Genomic DNA, 14,258 nt, shown 5'->3' with positions numbered 1-14,258 from the left:
GTGACATAACCGCAGCAAGGGCAGATGAATTGCGGCTGCGGCGCTTTGCGCCCGCCTGTCTTCGAGCGTTTCCGCGATGCGGTCATGCCGATGCCTCACGCCCCGGGCGGGGGCGGCGGCAGGATCGTGAACAGCTGCGCCAGTTCCTGCACCTCACCCGCCTTCTTCCAGCCGTCCTGACCGGGCGTCCACACGTAGGTGTCGCGCGTGATCTCGCCCTCACTGGCCATGCGACCCATCTTGGCCTTCGAGAACGGGCCGCTGGTCTGTCCGTCCACCGCGATATGCCACACATGCTCCACCGGCGGGGGAGGCGGCGGGGCCACATGCGTGGATGGTTGCGGGGCAGCGGGCGCGGGCGCGCCCCACGGGCCTGACGACTGACCCGCTGCCATGTTCGACATCTGGTTCGCCATCGCCATGCCCATTCCCATACCAAGGCCAGCGCCCATGCCGCCGCCTCCGCTCGGGGAACTGGCGGCCGCCGTCATCGCCTCGGCCGCGGAATACTGGGTGAACTTGCCCAAATCCCCCGCCAGCCCCATCGAGGTGCGTTTGTCCAGCGCCGCCTCGACCGCCGGCGGCAGTGAGATGTTTTCGATGTAGAATTCCGGCATTTCCAGCCCATAACCGTCGAGCACGGGCGAGACCTCGGCCGCGATCAGCTTGCCCAGATCGGCGGTGTTTGCAGCCATGTCCAGAACCGGGATGCCCGAGCCCGCGATCACCCGGCTGAATTCCTGCACGATGATGTTGCGGATTTGAAAGCTGATCTCGTCCATCGTGAATTCACCGTCGGTGCCCACGATCTCGACCAGAAATTTGGCCGGGTCCTTCACCCGGATCGTGTAGGTGCCATAGGCGCGGATCCGGGTCGGGCCGAATTCGGGATCGCGCAGCATGATCGGGTTCTTGGTGCCCCATTTCAGATCGTTGAACCGGGTCGTGTTGACGAAATAGATCTCGGACTTGAACGGCGACTGGAACCCGTGATCCCAATGTTGCAGCGTCGTCATGATCGGCATGTTGTTGGTTTCAAGCATGTAGAGGCCCGGCGTGAACACGTCGGCCAGCTGGCCTTCGTGCACGAATACGGCCGCCTGGCCCTCGCGCACGGTCAGCTTGGCGCCATACTTGATCTCGTGGCCCTCACGTTCGAACCGCCAGACCATCGTGTCACGGGTGTCGTCCACCCAATGAATGACATCAATGAATTCTCCGGTCAGAAAATCGAATATTCCCATTTGGGTTCTCCTGTCCTTGGGGTCAGAGCGACTGCCCCATCAATTCATGTGCGATAATTCGTACAATGGGTCGCGCTTCATCAACGTCTACGCCGGGCTGCAACCGTGGGTCGTACAACATCGTCAGCAGCTTTTCGTCGTGACTGGTCAGCAGGGCAAATTCGTCATCATCGTTGAAAATCGAAGGTCGCGCTGCCGGGCTGTCATTGGACAAACCAAGACCCTGAGCAATTTCTTCGTGAATGCAGCTTTGGCGACCCAGATCCGTCAGTTCGGCCCGAATGAGGGACACGGCACGTACGTATCTGTGTGGTGATGAAGTCGTTGCCGATGCAAACACCAGACAGTCGAAATTAGCACGTGGATTGGCCACCAGATTCAACGAGTCCTGACTGATATTCGGGATCAGCTGTTTGAGGCGGGACACGACATAGGCGCTGTCATCCTTGCCTGCAAAAAAGACATGGAAATTGGCGTTGCGAGAGACGACGGAAACCGGATGATCGGTCAATCTGGCCAGTCGGGTTGCAAAGGACCGCACCTGATCTGCATCTTGCTTCCGTGCAGAGGGAAGCACGGAAGGCCCGAACTCGGTCTGTATGCGGACAGAGCCGGACCATCGGCTGAGTTGCCCGTCCGTCTGACGCGAGCCAGCCGCGACGCTTTGCGTCGGATATTCGCTGTAAAACGCAATCGCTTCGAAATTCCGCGCCAGATCGTCGGCATCATAAGGAGTGTCCGGACCGCCCCCATCGGTGCGCAAAAGCCCCCGCACCAGCAAATCCCGTTCAACCCGCTGATAAAAACGCGCCAGATCCTGACTTGCGGCCGACGGCGGCACATAGGCATTGGCTGCTACGGGGGCGGGTGTCGGGCGAGGTTGCGGAACAACGGATGACGTCAGGGTCTCATCGCAATTGGCCAGAGCCAAAAGCGATACCATCCCCAAGGTCCCTTTCAAGTAACCGAAGGCCCGCACGCCGATCCCGCCCTTAGCCGGGAACCGCCGTACCGGCAGTGTCGCCGGTTCCGTCGCGGCGCGCCTTGGCGGCCGCCAAAGTGTCGCGCAGTTCCTTTTCCATCTTCTGCAACTCGGCTTCGGCTGCGGCGCGTTTCGCCTTGCCCTCGTCGGCAATGGCAAGGCTTTCGTTGATGGTGCCAATCAGGTCGGCATTGGCCTGCTTGACCGCTTCGATGTCGAACACGCCGCGCTCCATCTCTTGGCGGATCATCTTGTTCGATTCTCGTAGGTTGGCCGCATTCGAAGTCAAAAGCTCGTTCGTCAGGTCGTTGGCATCCCGCACCGCGGCGGCGGCTTCGGCGCTGCGTTGTATCGTAACCGCCTGGGCCAGCTGTGTTTCCCACAGCGGGACCGTGTTCACCAGCGTCGAGTTGATCTTAGTGACCAGCGATTTGTCGTTTTCTTGAACCAAACGGATCGACGGCAGCGACTGCATCGTGACCTGTCGTGTCAGTTTCAGGTCATGAACCCGGCGTTCTAGGTCGTCACGCGCCGCACGGATGTCACGCAGTTCCTGTGCCTTCATCACTTGCTGGTCTTCCGGAGCGGCCTGAACTTCGGCTTCCTTTTCAGGGATGTCGTGGCTGTCCAGCTCGGTCAGCTTCTCTTCGCCCGCAGCGATGTACAGCGCCAGTTCGTCATAAAAGCCCAAGGTCTTCTCATAAAGCAGATCCAGAGATTTGATATCCTTGAGCAGCGTATGCTCATGCCCCAGAAGATCGTCGGTAATGCGATCGATCTGGCCTTGAACCTCTTCGTATTGCGCTGTGAATTTTGCAAACGGTGCAGCCCTGCCCAACAGTTTCTCCCACCAGCTGCGCTCGCGCCGCACGTCAAGTTCACTGACCGAGAAACCGCGGATTGTGGTCACGATATTGCGCAGGCTGTCTCCGGCCGGGCCGACATCCTTGTTGCGCACATCCGCAAGCATGGCCTGGCTGATTTCCTGCAGCTCGGCCTGAGCGGACGAGCCAAACGCGACAATCGAATTGGTGTTGTCCATGTCGATTTCATTCATCCGCTTGCGAATTTCGGCGCTGACGGGTTCGTCGGCTTCCTCCAACGACACGACTTCGGCTTGCGGTTCGGGTAGGGCAACTGCGGTGACTTCCTGTACCAGAGTCTCGGCCTGAACTGCCTTGTTCTTGATCTCATCGGACATGGGTATGTTCCTCGCTCAAATATGGCCGGTCAGTCCAGCCGGACGCCTTCGCGCTGCAATCTTTCACGCAACACGTCGATTTCGACCGTCAGATCACTGCGGTCATCCAATAGCATTTTCCGCGTACGCGCGGCAAAATTCTGTTCCAGATCGTCCAGAAGGGCGGAATAGTCGGCCAGTGCCTGCGCGTCGCGGGTGCGCGCATAGACATCAGCAAATTTGACAGTCGCATCACGCGCGCCCTGTAGATACACAGTCAGATATTTTCTGGCACCGGCCAGATCGCGGGGGTCTTCCTCGACCGTGCGGAACAGGTCACGTGCGGTGTCCTGAAATCGCTCGACCCGGGCTTCGACACGTCGATCGCCAGCGCGTTTTATGGCATCCGTCATTTCCGACAAGTGTTTCTCGGCATCATCGACCACGCGCGCCACGCGGTCTTGCTGAAAGGTGTCGACTCCCTCCATGCCCTTGTTCTTCATCGGATCAAGCCCGAATGAGACAGAATGCAGAACGGTCGCTGCAACACCAAACAGCACGGGGGCCAACAGGCTGACCTGCGCTGCCGCTTCAGCGTCCAGAAACTCGGACCTGTAAGACGCAAGGCCAGCACCAAGGCCGGTGAGAACACTGGCAAATATCTTCCGCGGAAAAGCAGGGCGTCGGGCGGTTTTGCGGGCATTGTACGCGGCCTCAGCTCTCAGACCTTCTCGCAGCAAGAATGCGGCCGCCGTCAGAAAACCAGCGGCGACCAGCCCCAGTGTCATACCAATCGCGCCGTCGTTCAGGGACAGAAACACCAAAGGAATGGCGGGTAGAAACAGAATATTCGCACGTGCGCCAGCGGGCTCGACCCGTGCGCCGTCAAACTGACCCCTCGGCAGTGGGGCGTTTTCCGATTCATCTCCCTGTGGGCTGTATTTGCCGCCGAACCGCTTTGCCATGGCTTAAAGACCTCCGAGCAAACCAGTGCAGACGCCAAACAACAGCACCAACAGCACAGCGTAGGCCAGTTTTTGCACTCCGCTTCCGGACATCACGCCCCCCAAATAGCAGCTTTCACTGAAAATTTAGGGTATGCGCGGGCTTAGCGCTAGGGGGAAGGTTGCCGAACCCACATCACTTACGGGGATTCTTGCCGATCTGAGGTCGTTTTCTTTTGGGCCGTGACGGGCGTTTGGGCGGGTTGCCGGGCTTGTCTTCGGCGTCCAGACCCAGCTGGTCCCGCATCACCCTGCGACGGACTTCTTCGACCTCGCCCTGTTTCAACGTCCCAAGCTGAAAGGGGCCGTAGGACACGCGCAACAGACGATTCACGGTAAAACCGATATCTTCCATCGCGCGGCGGATTTCGCGGTTCTTGCCTTCGCGCAAGCCGATCGTCAGCCAGGCATTTGCGCCCTGCTGTCGATCCAATGTGACGGTCATTGGCTGGAACCGTTCTCCCTCGATAACCAGCCCTTTGCGCAGCGGTTCGAAATCTTCGTCCTTCGGGCGACCGTTCACCCGTACGCGGTACTTCCGCAACCAGCCGGTCGAGGGCAGTTCCAGCTTGCGCTTGATGCCGCCGTCGTTGGTCAACAGCAGCAATCCTTCGGAATTCAGATCCAACCGACCGACGCTCATTACCCGTGGCATGTCGTCGGGCAGCTTGTCGAATATGGTCTCTCGTCCTTTTTCGTCGCGGGTTGTCGTCACCAACCCGGCGGGCTTGTGATACAGCCACAGACGCGATGGTTCCGGTTCCGAGACCGGCCTGCCGTCGACTGCGATCTTGTCTTTCGCGGTCACGTTCAGGGCGGGGCTGTCGATGGTCTTGCCATTCACTGCCACGCGGCCCGCTTCTATCATGCGTTCAGCCTCGCGCCGGGATGCTACGCCGGCGCGGGCCAGGACTTTGGCGATCCGATCGCCGGGGGGTGGGGTCTTGTTCATGTCAGGGCCATACCGCATCCCGGGCGCTTGCGAAAGGCGGGTTTCTGCGGCAGTCAGGGGGCATGGTGTTCAAATCGTATATGCAACAGGCCCTGGCCGAGGCGCGCGCAGCCGCTGACCGCGGCGAGGTGCCCGTGGGGGCCGTTGTCGTCGGACCGGACGGAACGGTCGTGGCCGCGGCCGGGAACCGGACGCGCGAGTTGAATGACCCCACGGCCCATGCGGAAATCATGGCCTTGCGTGCAGCCTGTGCGCAGGCGGGCTCTGAACGGCTGCCGGATCACGATCTCTACGTCACGTTGGAGCCTTGCGCGATGTGCGCCGCGGCCTTGGCGGCCGCGCGCATCCGGCGGATCTATTACGGTGCGGCAGACCCCAAATCCGGGGGCGTGGCGCATGGCGCGCGCGTGTTTTCGCATGCACAGGCGCATCACGTGCCCGAAGTCTATGACGGGATTGCAGGCGAAGAGGCTGCCGCGCTTTTGAAGGCCTTCTTCGAAGCGCGCCGCCAGGACAAGCCGTGCTGACGCGCTGCGCTGTCGTCAGACGGTGATGGCTTTCATAACCTCAGGTTCGATCACGTCGACCCCGGGCAACCCGTCGATCAATGCCTGTGCGGATTGTTCCAGAATGGGGAACGTCTTGTAGTGACATGGGATGACCGTCTTGAAGTCGAAGTACCGTTTCGCGGCATAGGCGGCGGCTTTCATATCCATGGTGAAATGCCCGCCGGCCGAAAGGATGCCGATATCGGGCTTGTAGTAATCCCCCATCCATTCCATGTCGGCCATGATGTCGGTATCGCCCGAGACGTAGAGCATACGCCCCTCGGCCGCGATCATGAAGCCGACTTCACTGCCGCCGGTGCGCAGACCGTCCGGTGTTGAAAAAGTCGAGCTGTGAGAGGCCGGTACCATTGTCACCATGACGCCGTTCAGGTCGACGGTGCCGCCTTTGTTGAAACCGATGGTCTCAATGCCTTCCGCTTCGCTCCAGTATCCCATCAGGTCATATTGTCCGACAACGGGGATTTTCAGGTGCTTTGCCAGAGGAAGTACATCGGCCACGTGGTCAAAATGCGTGTGGGTCAAAAGAATGTGGGTCGCCCCTTCCAGCACGGCATCATGCCGATCTTCGGGCAAGACCGGGTTGCCGGTCAGCCACGGGTCGATCAACAGAACCTGCCCCTGAGTTTCAATGCGAAAACTGCCATGGCCCAGCCAGATAATGTTCATTCCGGTTTTCCTCCCATAAGGTCTCTTGGCAGCAGCCTAGCATCGGCTATGTAAAATTCCATGGACTGGATTCGAGAAATTGATGGCTATTGCGAACGCGTGTCGGCGGACTATTGGGCCGAGCCGATCAACGCGATCACGAACGCTGCTTTTCTGATTTCCGCATGGGTCATGTGGCGGCGCGTGCGCGATCAGGACATGCCGCTGGCCAAGGGTCTGGTCGTGATTTTGGCCATGATCGGGATCGGAAGCTATCTGTTTCACACCCATGCCCGGGTTTGGGCGGCTTTGGCGGATGTGGCGCCGATCCTGCTGTTCATATTGGTCTATATATATGCGGTGAACCGCGACATCTGTCGCATGTCGTCCGGAATGGCGATCTGCGGTACGATTCTGTTTCTTCCCTATGCGGCGCTCGTTGCGCCCCTGTTCCAGCTTGTGCCGGGGCTTGGCGGGTCGGCGGTTTACGCGCCGGTCCCTTTGTTGATCCTGATCTATGCGTTCCTGCTGCGGGGCCAAGACATGATCCTGGCCAAAGGGATGACAATCGGGGCCTTGATCCTGATTCTGTCGATCACGTTCCGGGCGCTGGATTTGCCAATTTGCAGGCAATGGCCAATGGGGACGCATTTCATGTGGCATATCCTGAATGCCATCATGCTGGGATGGATGATCGAGGTTTATCGCGCAGCTCTTGTCAGGGGCCGTTTCGGTAAAGGCCCGGCGCCTTGACGCGCGGGAGGATCGCTTGTGTCCTCCGAGCCTCGTGACAAGTAGGTCAACGAAACCGCCCTGGTCCGCTCCTAGTTCTGAAAGGCTGCGGCCAGATGGTCGGGCAGATCAAATTCGTTCAACACCCGAGCGCGGCCTTCGGGCGACATCTTGCGGGCTGTTTTTTCAACGATGCTCTGGATTTTCTCGGCCGAGTGTTTTGCGGCAAAGGGCTGGAAATACCATTTCAGAAACACAAAGCAGATCACGTCTTCCAACGCCTGCACTTCAGCGTCCCGCTTGATGCCCTGTTTGCGCAACATGCGCCCTGCGGCCTCGACCTGTTCTGAATCGTAACCTTCGCGGGCCATCAACCCCATGACCACATTGGCATGGTGTTCGCCCTGCGCCTTGCGCCATGACAGATATCCAACCCGGCCTTCGGGATATTCACTGCGGGCAAGTTTCCAACGTTCCACATGCTGCCCGCGCGCGGCGATTTGAAGGGCGTCAGACGCGTCCGGAAACAGGCGGCCCAGCTCGGCACTCATGCGTTCGCCATACAACAGCGCCGCGGGGCGGCCCTCGTCTTGGTTGGGGTCATTTGCATTGGCTGCGTCGATTGCGTCCAGAACCGCTTGTTTTTGCGTGCTCATCATCTGCTCCACTGGCTTGCCTGAACTACGAAACCTCGGCGCAGTTCTGTTCTGTATTCGACGTCATGCTAGCGGCTTGCTCTGGGATGTGCATCCTCGAAAATGCAAAACAGCCGGGTCAGAGAGGGGATATCTGACCCGGCCAGGACCTGCGCGTTACTTGGCAGGTTTTACCTGATCCTGCGTGACCGGTTCCGAGACAGGGGACGGGAAGGTCAACGTGCGTGTCAGGTTGCTTGTGTCGATACTCAAAGCCATGGCCGGTGCGGCCAAAATCGTGGCGGACAAGACTGCGGCTGTTATCAGGAGTTTCATGTTTTTTCTCCGGTTTGCGTTATGTCGCATAAATAAAATGAACAGTACAGTTCAGTTTTCAAGATCGACAATGAACTATTCGGTTTACTTTTTTTGCATACCGGTCATTCAGTTTTGAATAGCCTCAGACGAGGGGGGAGTTCCAAACTCGGACCTGCCCAGGGCAGCCCGGTCTTGCGACTGCCGCTACAGACGGGTAAACGCCCCCTAACGTAGATGAGGGAAGCCGATGTCGATTGACCAAAGCACCGCCGCCAAAGTGGCCAAACTGGCCCGGATCAAGGTCGAGGATGACGCGCTGCCGGCGCTGGCATCCGAGTTCAACACCATCCTTGGGTTCATCGAACAGCTGAACGAAGTGGATGTGGAAGGTGTCGAGCCGATGGTTTCGGTCACACCCATGCGCCTCAAGCGTCGTCAGGACGAAGTCACCGATGGCAATCAGCAGGACAAGATTCTGGCCAACGCCCCCGACGCCCGCGAAGGGTTCTTCGCAGTCCCCAAAGTGGTGGAGTAAGACATGAGCGATCTGAACAAAATGGGCCTGGCCGAGGCCCGCGACGCGTTGCGAGCCGGCGACGTCACGTCGGTTGAGCTGACAGAAGCCTGCTTGAAAGCCATTGATGAAGCAGATGCGCTGAACGCATTCGTCCACAAGACGCCCGAGATCGCGATGGAGCGCGCCAAGGCTGCGGATGAACGGATCAAGGGCGGGGACGCTCCGTCAATGTGTGGCCTGCCGATCGGCATCAAGGACCTGTTCTGCACCAAGGGCGTGCCGTCACAAGCCGCGTCGGGCATTCTTGAAGGCTTCAAGCCGGAATACGAATCCACCGTGTCACAGCAACTGGCCGACGCAGGCGCGGTGATGCTGGGCAAGCTGAACATGGACGAATTCGCCATGGGCTCGTCCAACGAAACATCGGTCTATGGCAACGCGGTCAGCCCGTGGCGTCGTGGCAACGATGATGCGCAGCTGACGCCGGGCGGTTCGTCGGGCGGATCTGCGGCCGCCGTTGCTGCCGATCTGTGCCTTGCAGCAACGGGTACCGATACCGGCGGTTCCATCCGGCAGCCCGCGGCTTTTGTCGGGATCACCGGCATCAAGCCGACCTATGGTCGTTGCTCGCGCTGGGGCATTGTGGCGTTTGCGTCCTCGCTGGATCAGGCCGGTCCGATGACCAAGAATGTCCGCGACGCCGCGATCATGCTGGAAACCATGTGCGGCCATGACGCCAAGGATTCGACCAGTGCGGATCTGGCCGTTCCGAATTTCGAAGCGATGCTGACTGGCGACATCAAGGGCAAGAAGATCGGTATCCCCAAGGAATACCGCATGGACGGCATGCCCGCCGAGATCGAAAAGCTCTGGGCCGATGGTGCCGCGATGCTGAAGGATGCGGGGGCCGAGATCGTCGATATCTCGCTGCCGCACACCAAGTATGCGCTGCCTGCCTACTATGTGATCGCCCCGGCCGAGGCGTCTTCGAACCTCGCCCGCTATGACGGTGTCCGCTATGGGCATCGTGCACAGTTGGCGCAGGGGGATGGCATCACCGAGATGTACGAAAAGACCCGCGCCGAGGGCTTTGGCCACGAAGTGCAGCGCCGGGTCATGGTCGGCACCTATGTTTTGTCGGCTGGATTCTACGACGCCTATTACAATCGTGCCCGCAAGGTGCGCACGCTGATCAAGAAAGACTTCGAAGACGTGTTCGCGGCCGGTGTCGACGCCATCCTGACCCCGGCAACCCCATCGGCGGCCTTCGGTCTGGGCGAAATGACCGAAGCAGATCCTGTTCAAATGTATTTGAACGATGTTTTCACCGTGACCGTGAACCTGGCCGGATTGCCCGGTATCTCGGTCCCCGCAGGGCTGGACACACAAGGTCTTCCGCTGGGATTGCAGCTGATCGGGCGTCCCTGGGAAGAAGGCGACCTGCTCAATACCGCCTATGCGCTGGAAAACGCGGCCGGTTTTGTGGCCAAGCCCGGGAAATGGTGGTAAGCCTCGGGCAACTGAAGCACTAGACACGGAGCCAAACAATGCGCGTTTTGCTTTTGGTCCCCGCTCTTGCACTGGCAGCTGCGTGCACGGATGTCGCGCCGCTGACCAGCACGGGTTTCAACACGCCTGAATACCAGGCGCAGCGCGAGGCTCAATTGGCAGGTCAGGGCGTGGCCGGCAACCCTCTGCTGGCCCCGGTCGAAGTTTCACAACAACCGCTGGGCGCCCCGGGTACGGCGCCTGTTGCCACGGGTGAAAACGCGGATATCGCCAACCAGGCCGCGGCGGCATTGGCCAGCACATCTGGCCAAAACCCAGCCGCGGTTACGGCGGTTCCCGTGGCGAACACTGGCGCGATTTCGGATGAACAGGATTTTTCTGCAGTGTCCGAACGCCGCAGCATCGAATCCGACGCCGCCCGGATCGAGCAGAACCGCCAGACGTATGAACTCGTGGCCCCGACGGCAGTGCCCGAGCGCACGGCGAGCGGCCAGACAAACATTGTGCAATACGCGCTGAGCACGTCCAATCCGGTAGGTGTGCAACTTTACAGCCGGTCCGGTTTCAACCTTCAGGCCAAGGCTCAGAGGAACTGCGCGCAATTCCCATCCCCTGATCAGGCTCAGATCGAGTTTCTGTCCAATGGCGGCCCCCAGCGCGACCGCAAAGGTCTGGACCCGGATGGGGATGGCTATGCGTGTGGCTGGGACCCGAGCCCGTTCCGCAGTGCCGTCAGCAACTGACCCCCTGAACCCGATCTGGCATCCGTCACCCAATTTTGGTGAGCGCCGAGATGGTCTGACACCATCCTTGATCGTGATCCATTACACGGCGATGGACAGCGCTCAGGCGGCTTTGGATCGTCTGTGCGACCCAAAGGCCGAGGTCTCGGCCCATTACCTGATCGGCAATGATGGCACGCTGTGGCAGATGGTGCGCGAAGAAGACCGGGCTTGGCACGCGGGTGCCGGAGAATGGCACGGTCAGACCGACATCAACTCGCGGTCCATAGGCATCGAGCTGGACAACGCTGGCAAGCATCCGTTCCCTGAACCCCAGATGCACCGGCTGGAACAGCTGTTGCGCCAGATAATGCACCGTTGGGCCATCTTGCCAAACGGTGTCATCGGCCATTCGGACATGGCGCCCGGGCGCAAATTTGACCCCGGTCCGCGATTTGACTGGTTGCGGCTCGAGCGCAACTTGCTGGCCGCGCCCCGTGGATATGCCGCTGGTCCGCAAACTGCATCAAAGGGCCGGTTCCGAAGCCTGGCTCGGGCCGCCGGTTTCAGCGCTAATGCGGACGATGATACACTGTTGCATTCCGTCCGCCTTCGATACCGCCCATGGGGCAGGGGGCCTTTGCAGCAAGCCGACCTTGCACCGCTGATCCCGCACTCCTGATCCGCCCTTCATCTGGCTGAAAATATCCCGGGGTTGAATTGGCCGAAGGCCAAGAAGGGGCTGGCCCCTTGTCTGAACCATCCACCCTTGACGCCGCCGACCGCAGAGCCTACCCAACCCACGCGCGGAGGGCCGGATGGCCGCTGGGGTCGCAAGGCCCGAGAGGAAAGTCCGGACTCCACAAGACAACGGTGCCGGGTAACGCCCGGGCGGGGCAACCCGACGGAAAGCGCCACAGAAATCAGACCGCCCGGAACTTTGGTTCAGGGTAAGGGTGAAACGGTGGGGTAAGAGCCCACCGCGCCCCTGGCAACAGGGGCGGCACGGCAAGCCCCACCGGGAGCAATGCCAAATAGGGTCCCCGCGCGGGCCGGTCGGCGCAAGCCGATACCGCCGCTAGGCACGTCTTGGCCGAGAGGGACCGGGTTGGCAGCTTGAGCCGCGCAGCAATGCACGGCCTAGAGGAATGGTCATCGAAGGGGGCAACCCCGGAACAAGATCCGGCTTACAGGCCCTCCGCGCGTATCCGCCTATCCTCCGGGAGGCGTGTAGGAACCGGTCAGCGCCGCCGCTTTCTCGGTTATCGACGTGAACTCGTCTGCGGTCCAGGCGCGGACGGTTTCGATGTTCGTCACTGCACCCGACGCGGCGACAGCCATGCCAACGGCCACGGCGTCTGTCCCATCTGGGGCTTCGCTGATCACAACCACGTCGTTGCTGCCGGTCGTCATGTAGAAGGACAGCAGCCTGCCGCCTACTTTTTCCAGCAGAGCTTTCACCGGACCGGTGCGGTTCTCGGGCTTTTGCAACATGCCTTTGACACCGGCTTGCGAGTAAGATGCGTAAGTAATGAAAATGGGCATTGATACCTCCTGTTGCGTCAAATCGTTTTTGGGTCTTCAAGTCAGCCGACCCCGGGGCCGTTCAAAATCAGGTGCCGGAAAACAACGGTGCCGTGATGAACCAGAGGCCAGCGCCGATCAGCGCAAAACCTGTTACCGGCACAAGCCACCGGGCCCCGGGCAAAAGTTTTTCCAGCGCGACATAGGCGGCAATTCCGACAATCCAGTAGAGGTTCATGATCCCCCCGACGAAAAGCAGCAGCATCAGTGCCCAGCAGCATCCCAGACAATACGTGCCGTGCAGGATACCGGTGCGGAAAGCACCGAATGTTCCGGGTCGGTTGTGATCGGCCAGGAAACGTGCGGGGCTCTGACAGTGGCGCAGGCATGCGTTTTTCAAAGCTGAAAACTGATAGGCGCCGGCCGCCAGAAGAACGCATCCTGCGAAGACGCCCGAGCTGATCGTCATCATCGGCCCGTCGGACAACCCGATTTGTTCCAACCCCCATTGCAATGCCGTTGCAATCAGGCTGAACACCCCCCAGGCCACCAGATAGCCGGATAAAAACCACAGGCTGAACGCAACCGTCCGATGCTTTTCAGGCCCTGTCCGCTTGACCGCGATGAACAGAAGAACGGCAGGCGCAGCGCTTGGGGTCATCATGGCAATCATCATGACCCACCACATCAGAAGAATCAGCAAGGCATAGCTTGCGCTCCACGCTGCTGCCGGGCCCATTTTCATGGGATCTCCGACAGGGCCGGCCATCCGGGTCATCTCGACCGCGGACATGTTCATCCCGACGCCAGCTATCGTGTACCAGGTTGCACCGAGGATGATCAGAAGAACGCTTCCCAGAACAATCGCGCTGTCCTGTCTCAGCAACCACTCAACCGTCCCGCCCCGGGGCGATGCGTTCTGCTTGGTCATGGGTGTTCTCTGCTTATGCGCCCAAGACGCCATGGCCCGAGATGTTCAGATGCGCCAGATGAGCATGGGTTGCGTCAAAGGTCAGCCGGATCTGACCACCCGTTGTAGTCGCACTGCCCGATGCCGCCTCGGCGTGGTGGTATTCAAAGCCGTTCGGCAACTGTATCGACGCGCGGTGAGGTGCGCCCGATACGATATGAGGGATCGGATTGACCTCAACATCGAAAACTCCGGCAACCTTGGCGTATCCGCTGCGCTCTTCACGGTTCCAGTCCAGTTCAATCGGAACAAACAGCGTTTCATGTTTCAAAGGCGCCATGGCGCTGAAGACATACCAGAACGTGGCCATTTCATCCGTATCCTGACCGGTCATGATCGCTTGCAACGCGGCACGCTGTTCAGCTGTTGCGCTTTCATCAATGATCAGCTGCATCTGACCGTTACCTTCATGAATTGGTCCCGGCCAATAATAGACACCTGCCGCCCGAAGACCGCCCAGATCAGTGTCACCGTAGTGACCGCTTTGAATGTCAAAGACGACAACCGCCTCGCAATTGCCGTGTGACGGCAGTACGCTGAACTGACACGGGCAACCGAAGTTGCAATTGCAATTGGCCAGTTCTTCGGCCTGAATAGCCCATTCTGTCATGATAGCCCCCCAAGAAAAGTCGCATAAAACAGCTCTGCTCGTTGCAGGTTGACCCCATTCACGCTGCCTCGGCCTTCGAGCCTGAATTCGGCTTCTTGGATGGGCGAACCTATCACGAATCCGTGATATGTACAAACAAGACCGC

General features: G+C 59.7%; 17 protein-coding genes and 1 other RNA gene. 7 read left to right on the top strand and 11 right to left on the bottom strand.

Features of this window, described 5'->3' with window-relative positions:
* Nucleotides 1-95: 95 nt before the first annotated feature.
* The 5 genes from FIU92_RS11895 to FIU92_RS11875 all read right to left on the bottom strand — a co-directional run bounded on the left by FIU92_RS11895 (nt 96) and on the right by FIU92_RS11875 (nt 5,362).
* Nucleotides 96-1,244, bottom strand: a complete 1,149-nt coding sequence (locus tag FIU92_RS11895; protein WP_152458781.1) for an SPFH domain-containing protein — start codon at nt 1,242-1,244, stop codon at nt 96-98.
* A gap of 22 nt (nt 1,245-1,266) precedes the next feature.
* Complete coding sequence (locus FIU92_RS11890) at nt 1,267-2,187, bottom strand: DUF2927 domain-containing protein (RefSeq protein ID WP_152458779.1); 921 nt, start codon at nt 2,185-2,187, stop codon at nt 1,267-1,269.
* A 49-nt stretch (nt 2,188-2,236) separates the two neighbouring features.
* Nucleotides 2,237-3,427, bottom strand: coding sequence for a toxic anion resistance protein (locus FIU92_RS11885; protein WP_152458777.1), 1,191 nt, complete (start codon nt 3,425-3,427; stop codon nt 2,237-2,239).
* Between the two features lie 29 nt (nt 3,428-3,456).
* Nucleotides 3,457-4,371 (bottom strand): 5-bromo-4-chloroindolyl phosphate hydrolysis family protein, encoded by a 915-nt coding sequence (locus tag FIU92_RS11880; protein ID WP_152458775.1) that lies wholly within the window; start codon nt 4,369-4,371, stop codon nt 3,457-3,459.
* Nucleotides 4,372-4,546: 175 nt separating this feature from the next.
* Nucleotides 4,547-5,362, bottom strand: a complete 816-nt coding sequence (locus FIU92_RS11875) for a pseudouridine synthase (protein ID WP_152458774.1) — start codon at nt 5,360-5,362, stop codon at nt 4,547-4,549.
* Nucleotides 5,363-5,424: 62 nt separating this feature from the next.
* Between FIU92_RS11875 and FIU92_RS11870 the strand changes: the two genes are divergently transcribed.
* Nucleotides 5,425-5,889: a nucleoside deaminase gene (locus FIU92_RS11870; protein ID WP_152458772.1), complete on the top strand. Its 465-nt coding sequence runs from the start codon at nt 5,425-5,427 to the stop codon at nt 5,887-5,889.
* Between the two features lie 15 nt (nt 5,890-5,904).
* Here FIU92_RS11870 and FIU92_RS11865 read toward each other — a convergent pair whose 3' ends face one another.
* Nucleotides 5,905-6,597: a metal-dependent hydrolase gene (locus FIU92_RS11865; RefSeq protein WP_152458771.1), complete on the bottom strand. Its 693-nt coding sequence runs from the start codon at nt 6,595-6,597 to the stop codon at nt 5,905-5,907.
* Nucleotides 6,598-6,657: 60 nt separating this feature from the next.
* Here FIU92_RS11865 and FIU92_RS11860 point away from each other — a divergent pair, with 60 nt between their 5' ends.
* Complete coding sequence (locus FIU92_RS11860) at nt 6,658-7,329, top strand: ceramidase domain-containing protein (protein ID WP_152458769.1); 672 nt, start codon at nt 6,658-6,660, stop codon at nt 7,327-7,329.
* A gap of 71 nt (nt 7,330-7,400) precedes the next feature.
* Here FIU92_RS11860 and FIU92_RS11855 read toward each other — a convergent pair whose 3' ends face one another.
* Together FIU92_RS11855 and FIU92_RS22785 are read right to left on the bottom strand one after the other, a co-directional pair.
* Nucleotides 7,401-7,964: a DUF4202 domain-containing protein gene (locus FIU92_RS11855; protein WP_152458767.1), complete on the bottom strand. Its 564-nt coding sequence runs from the start codon at nt 7,962-7,964 to the stop codon at nt 7,401-7,403.
* A 156-nt stretch (nt 7,965-8,120) separates the two neighbouring features.
* Nucleotides 8,121-8,279, bottom strand: a complete 159-nt coding sequence (locus FIU92_RS22785) for a hypothetical protein (protein ID WP_172978487.1) — start codon at nt 8,277-8,279, stop codon at nt 8,121-8,123.
* A gap of 229 nt (nt 8,280-8,508) precedes the next feature.
* Between FIU92_RS22785 and gatC the strand changes: the two genes are divergently transcribed.
* The 5 genes from gatC to rnpB all read left to right on the top strand — a co-directional run bounded on the left by gatC (nt 8,509) and on the right by rnpB (nt 12,215).
* Nucleotides 8,509-8,796 (top strand): Asp-tRNA(Asn)/Glu-tRNA(Gln) amidotransferase subunit GatC, encoded by a 288-nt coding sequence (gene gatC, locus FIU92_RS11850; RefSeq protein ID WP_117868236.1) that lies wholly within the window; start codon nt 8,509-8,511, stop codon nt 8,794-8,796.
* 3 nt (nt 8,797-8,799) lie between these two features.
* A complete protein-coding gene (gene gatA, locus FIU92_RS11845; RefSeq protein WP_152458765.1) occupies nt 8,800-10,287 on the top strand; it encodes an Asp-tRNA(Asn)/Glu-tRNA(Gln) amidotransferase subunit GatA in 1,488 nt (495 codons plus the stop codon).
* A gap of 38 nt (nt 10,288-10,325) precedes the next feature.
* Complete coding sequence (locus FIU92_RS11840) at nt 10,326-11,030, top strand: hypothetical protein (RefSeq protein WP_152458763.1); 705 nt, start codon at nt 10,326-10,328, stop codon at nt 11,028-11,030.
* Complete coding sequence (locus FIU92_RS11835; RefSeq protein WP_254705303.1) at nt 10,981-11,691, top strand: N-acetylmuramoyl-L-alanine amidase; 711 nt, start codon at nt 10,981-10,983, stop codon at nt 11,689-11,691. The genes FIU92_RS11840 and FIU92_RS11835 overlap by 50 nt, the downstream gene beginning before the upstream one ends.
* A gap of 124 nt (nt 11,692-11,815) precedes the next feature.
* An RNA gene (gene rnpB, locus FIU92_RS11830) (RNase P RNA component class A) lies at nt 11,816-12,215 on the top strand.
* 6 nt (nt 12,216-12,221) lie between these two features.
* On the opposite strand, the gene FIU92_RS11825 is transcribed toward rnpB, so the two are convergent.
* The 3 genes from FIU92_RS11825 to FIU92_RS11815 form a co-directional block, all read right to left on the bottom strand.
* Nucleotides 12,222-12,554, bottom strand: a complete 333-nt coding sequence (locus FIU92_RS11825; RefSeq protein WP_152458759.1) for a GYD domain-containing protein — start codon at nt 12,552-12,554, stop codon at nt 12,222-12,224.
* A gap of 67 nt (nt 12,555-12,621) precedes the next feature.
* The gene (locus FIU92_RS11820) at nt 12,622-13,464 is read right to left on the bottom strand and encodes a DUF2182 domain-containing protein (RefSeq protein WP_152458758.1); all 843 of its coding nucleotides are present in this window, start codon (nt 13,462-13,464) and stop codon (nt 12,622-12,624) included.
* 13 nt (nt 13,465-13,477) lie between these two features.
* The gene (locus FIU92_RS11815) at nt 13,478-14,113 is read right to left on the bottom strand and encodes a DUF1326 domain-containing protein (RefSeq protein WP_152458756.1); all 636 of its coding nucleotides are present in this window, start codon (nt 14,111-14,113) and stop codon (nt 13,478-13,480) included.
* Between the last annotated feature and the right edge of the window lie 145 nt (nt 14,114-14,258).

The sequence above is a fragment of the Ruegeria sp. THAF33 genome, from assembly GCF_009363615.1.
GTDB lineage: Bacteria > Pseudomonadota > Alphaproteobacteria > Rhodobacterales > Rhodobacteraceae > Ruegeria.
The sequence above is the reverse complement of the archived record's forward strand: the minus strand, read 5'-3'. Positions and strand labels throughout refer to the sequence as shown.

What these genes read in the sequence shown, in the direction of transcription:
- FIU92_RS11895 (WP_152458781.1), bottom strand. Translation starts at nt 1,244, where the DNA reads ATGGGAATATTCGATTTTCTGACCGGAGAATTCATTGATGTCATTCAT.
- FIU92_RS11885 (WP_152458777.1), bottom strand. Translation starts at nt 3,427, where the DNA reads ATGTCCGATGAGATCAAGAACAAGGCAGTTCAGGCCGAGACTCTGGTA.
- FIU92_RS11875 (WP_152458774.1), bottom strand. Translation starts at nt 5,362, where the DNA reads ATGAACAAGACCCCACCCCCCGGCGATCGGATCGCCAAAGTCCTGGCC.
- FIU92_RS11865 (WP_152458771.1), bottom strand. Translation starts at nt 6,597, where the DNA reads ATGAACATTATCTGGCTGGGCCATGGCAGTTTTCGCATTGAAACTCAG.
- FIU92_RS11870 (WP_152458772.1), top strand. Translation starts at nt 5,425, where the DNA reads ATGGTGTTCAAATCGTATATGCAACAGGCCCTGGCCGAGGCGCGCGCA.
- FIU92_RS11880 (WP_152458775.1), bottom strand. Translation starts at nt 4,371, where the DNA reads ATGGCAAAGCGGTTCGGCGGCAAATACAGCCCACAGGGAGATGAATCG.
- FIU92_RS11825 (WP_152458759.1), bottom strand. Translation starts at nt 12,554, where the DNA reads ATGCCCATTTTCATTACTTACGCATCTTACTCGCAAGCCGGTGTCAAA.
- FIU92_RS11855 (WP_152458767.1), bottom strand. Translation starts at nt 7,964, where the DNA reads ATGAGCACGCAAAAACAAGCGGTTCTGGACGCAATCGACGCAGCCAAT.
- gatA (WP_152458765.1), top strand. Translation starts at nt 8,800, where the DNA reads ATGAGCGATCTGAACAAAATGGGCCTGGCCGAGGCCCGCGACGCGTTG.
- FIU92_RS11890 (WP_152458779.1), bottom strand. Translation starts at nt 2,187, where the DNA reads ATGGTATCGCTTTTGGCTCTGGCCAATTGCGATGAGACCCTGACGTCA.
- FIU92_RS11815 (WP_152458756.1), bottom strand. Translation starts at nt 14,113, where the DNA reads ATGACAGAATGGGCTATTCAGGCCGAAGAACTGGCCAATTGCAATTGC.
- FIU92_RS11840 (WP_152458763.1), top strand. Translation starts at nt 10,326, where the DNA reads ATGCGCGTTTTGCTTTTGGTCCCCGCTCTTGCACTGGCAGCTGCGTGC.
- FIU92_RS22785 (WP_172978487.1), bottom strand. Translation starts at nt 8,279, where the DNA reads ATGAAACTCCTGATAACAGCCGCAGTCTTGTCCGCCACGATTTTGGCC.
- gatC (WP_117868236.1), top strand. Translation starts at nt 8,509, where the DNA reads ATGTCGATTGACCAAAGCACCGCCGCCAAAGTGGCCAAACTGGCCCGG.
- FIU92_RS11820 (WP_152458758.1), bottom strand. Translation starts at nt 13,464, where the DNA reads ATGACCAAGCAGAACGCATCGCCCCGGGGCGGGACGGTTGAGTGGTTG.
- FIU92_RS11835 (WP_254705303.1), top strand. Translation starts at nt 10,981, where the DNA reads ATGCGTGTGGCTGGGACCCGAGCCCGTTCCGCAGTGCCGTCAGCAACT.
- FIU92_RS11860 (WP_152458769.1), top strand. Translation starts at nt 6,658, where the DNA reads ATGGACTGGATTCGAGAAATTGATGGCTATTGCGAACGCGTGTCGGCG.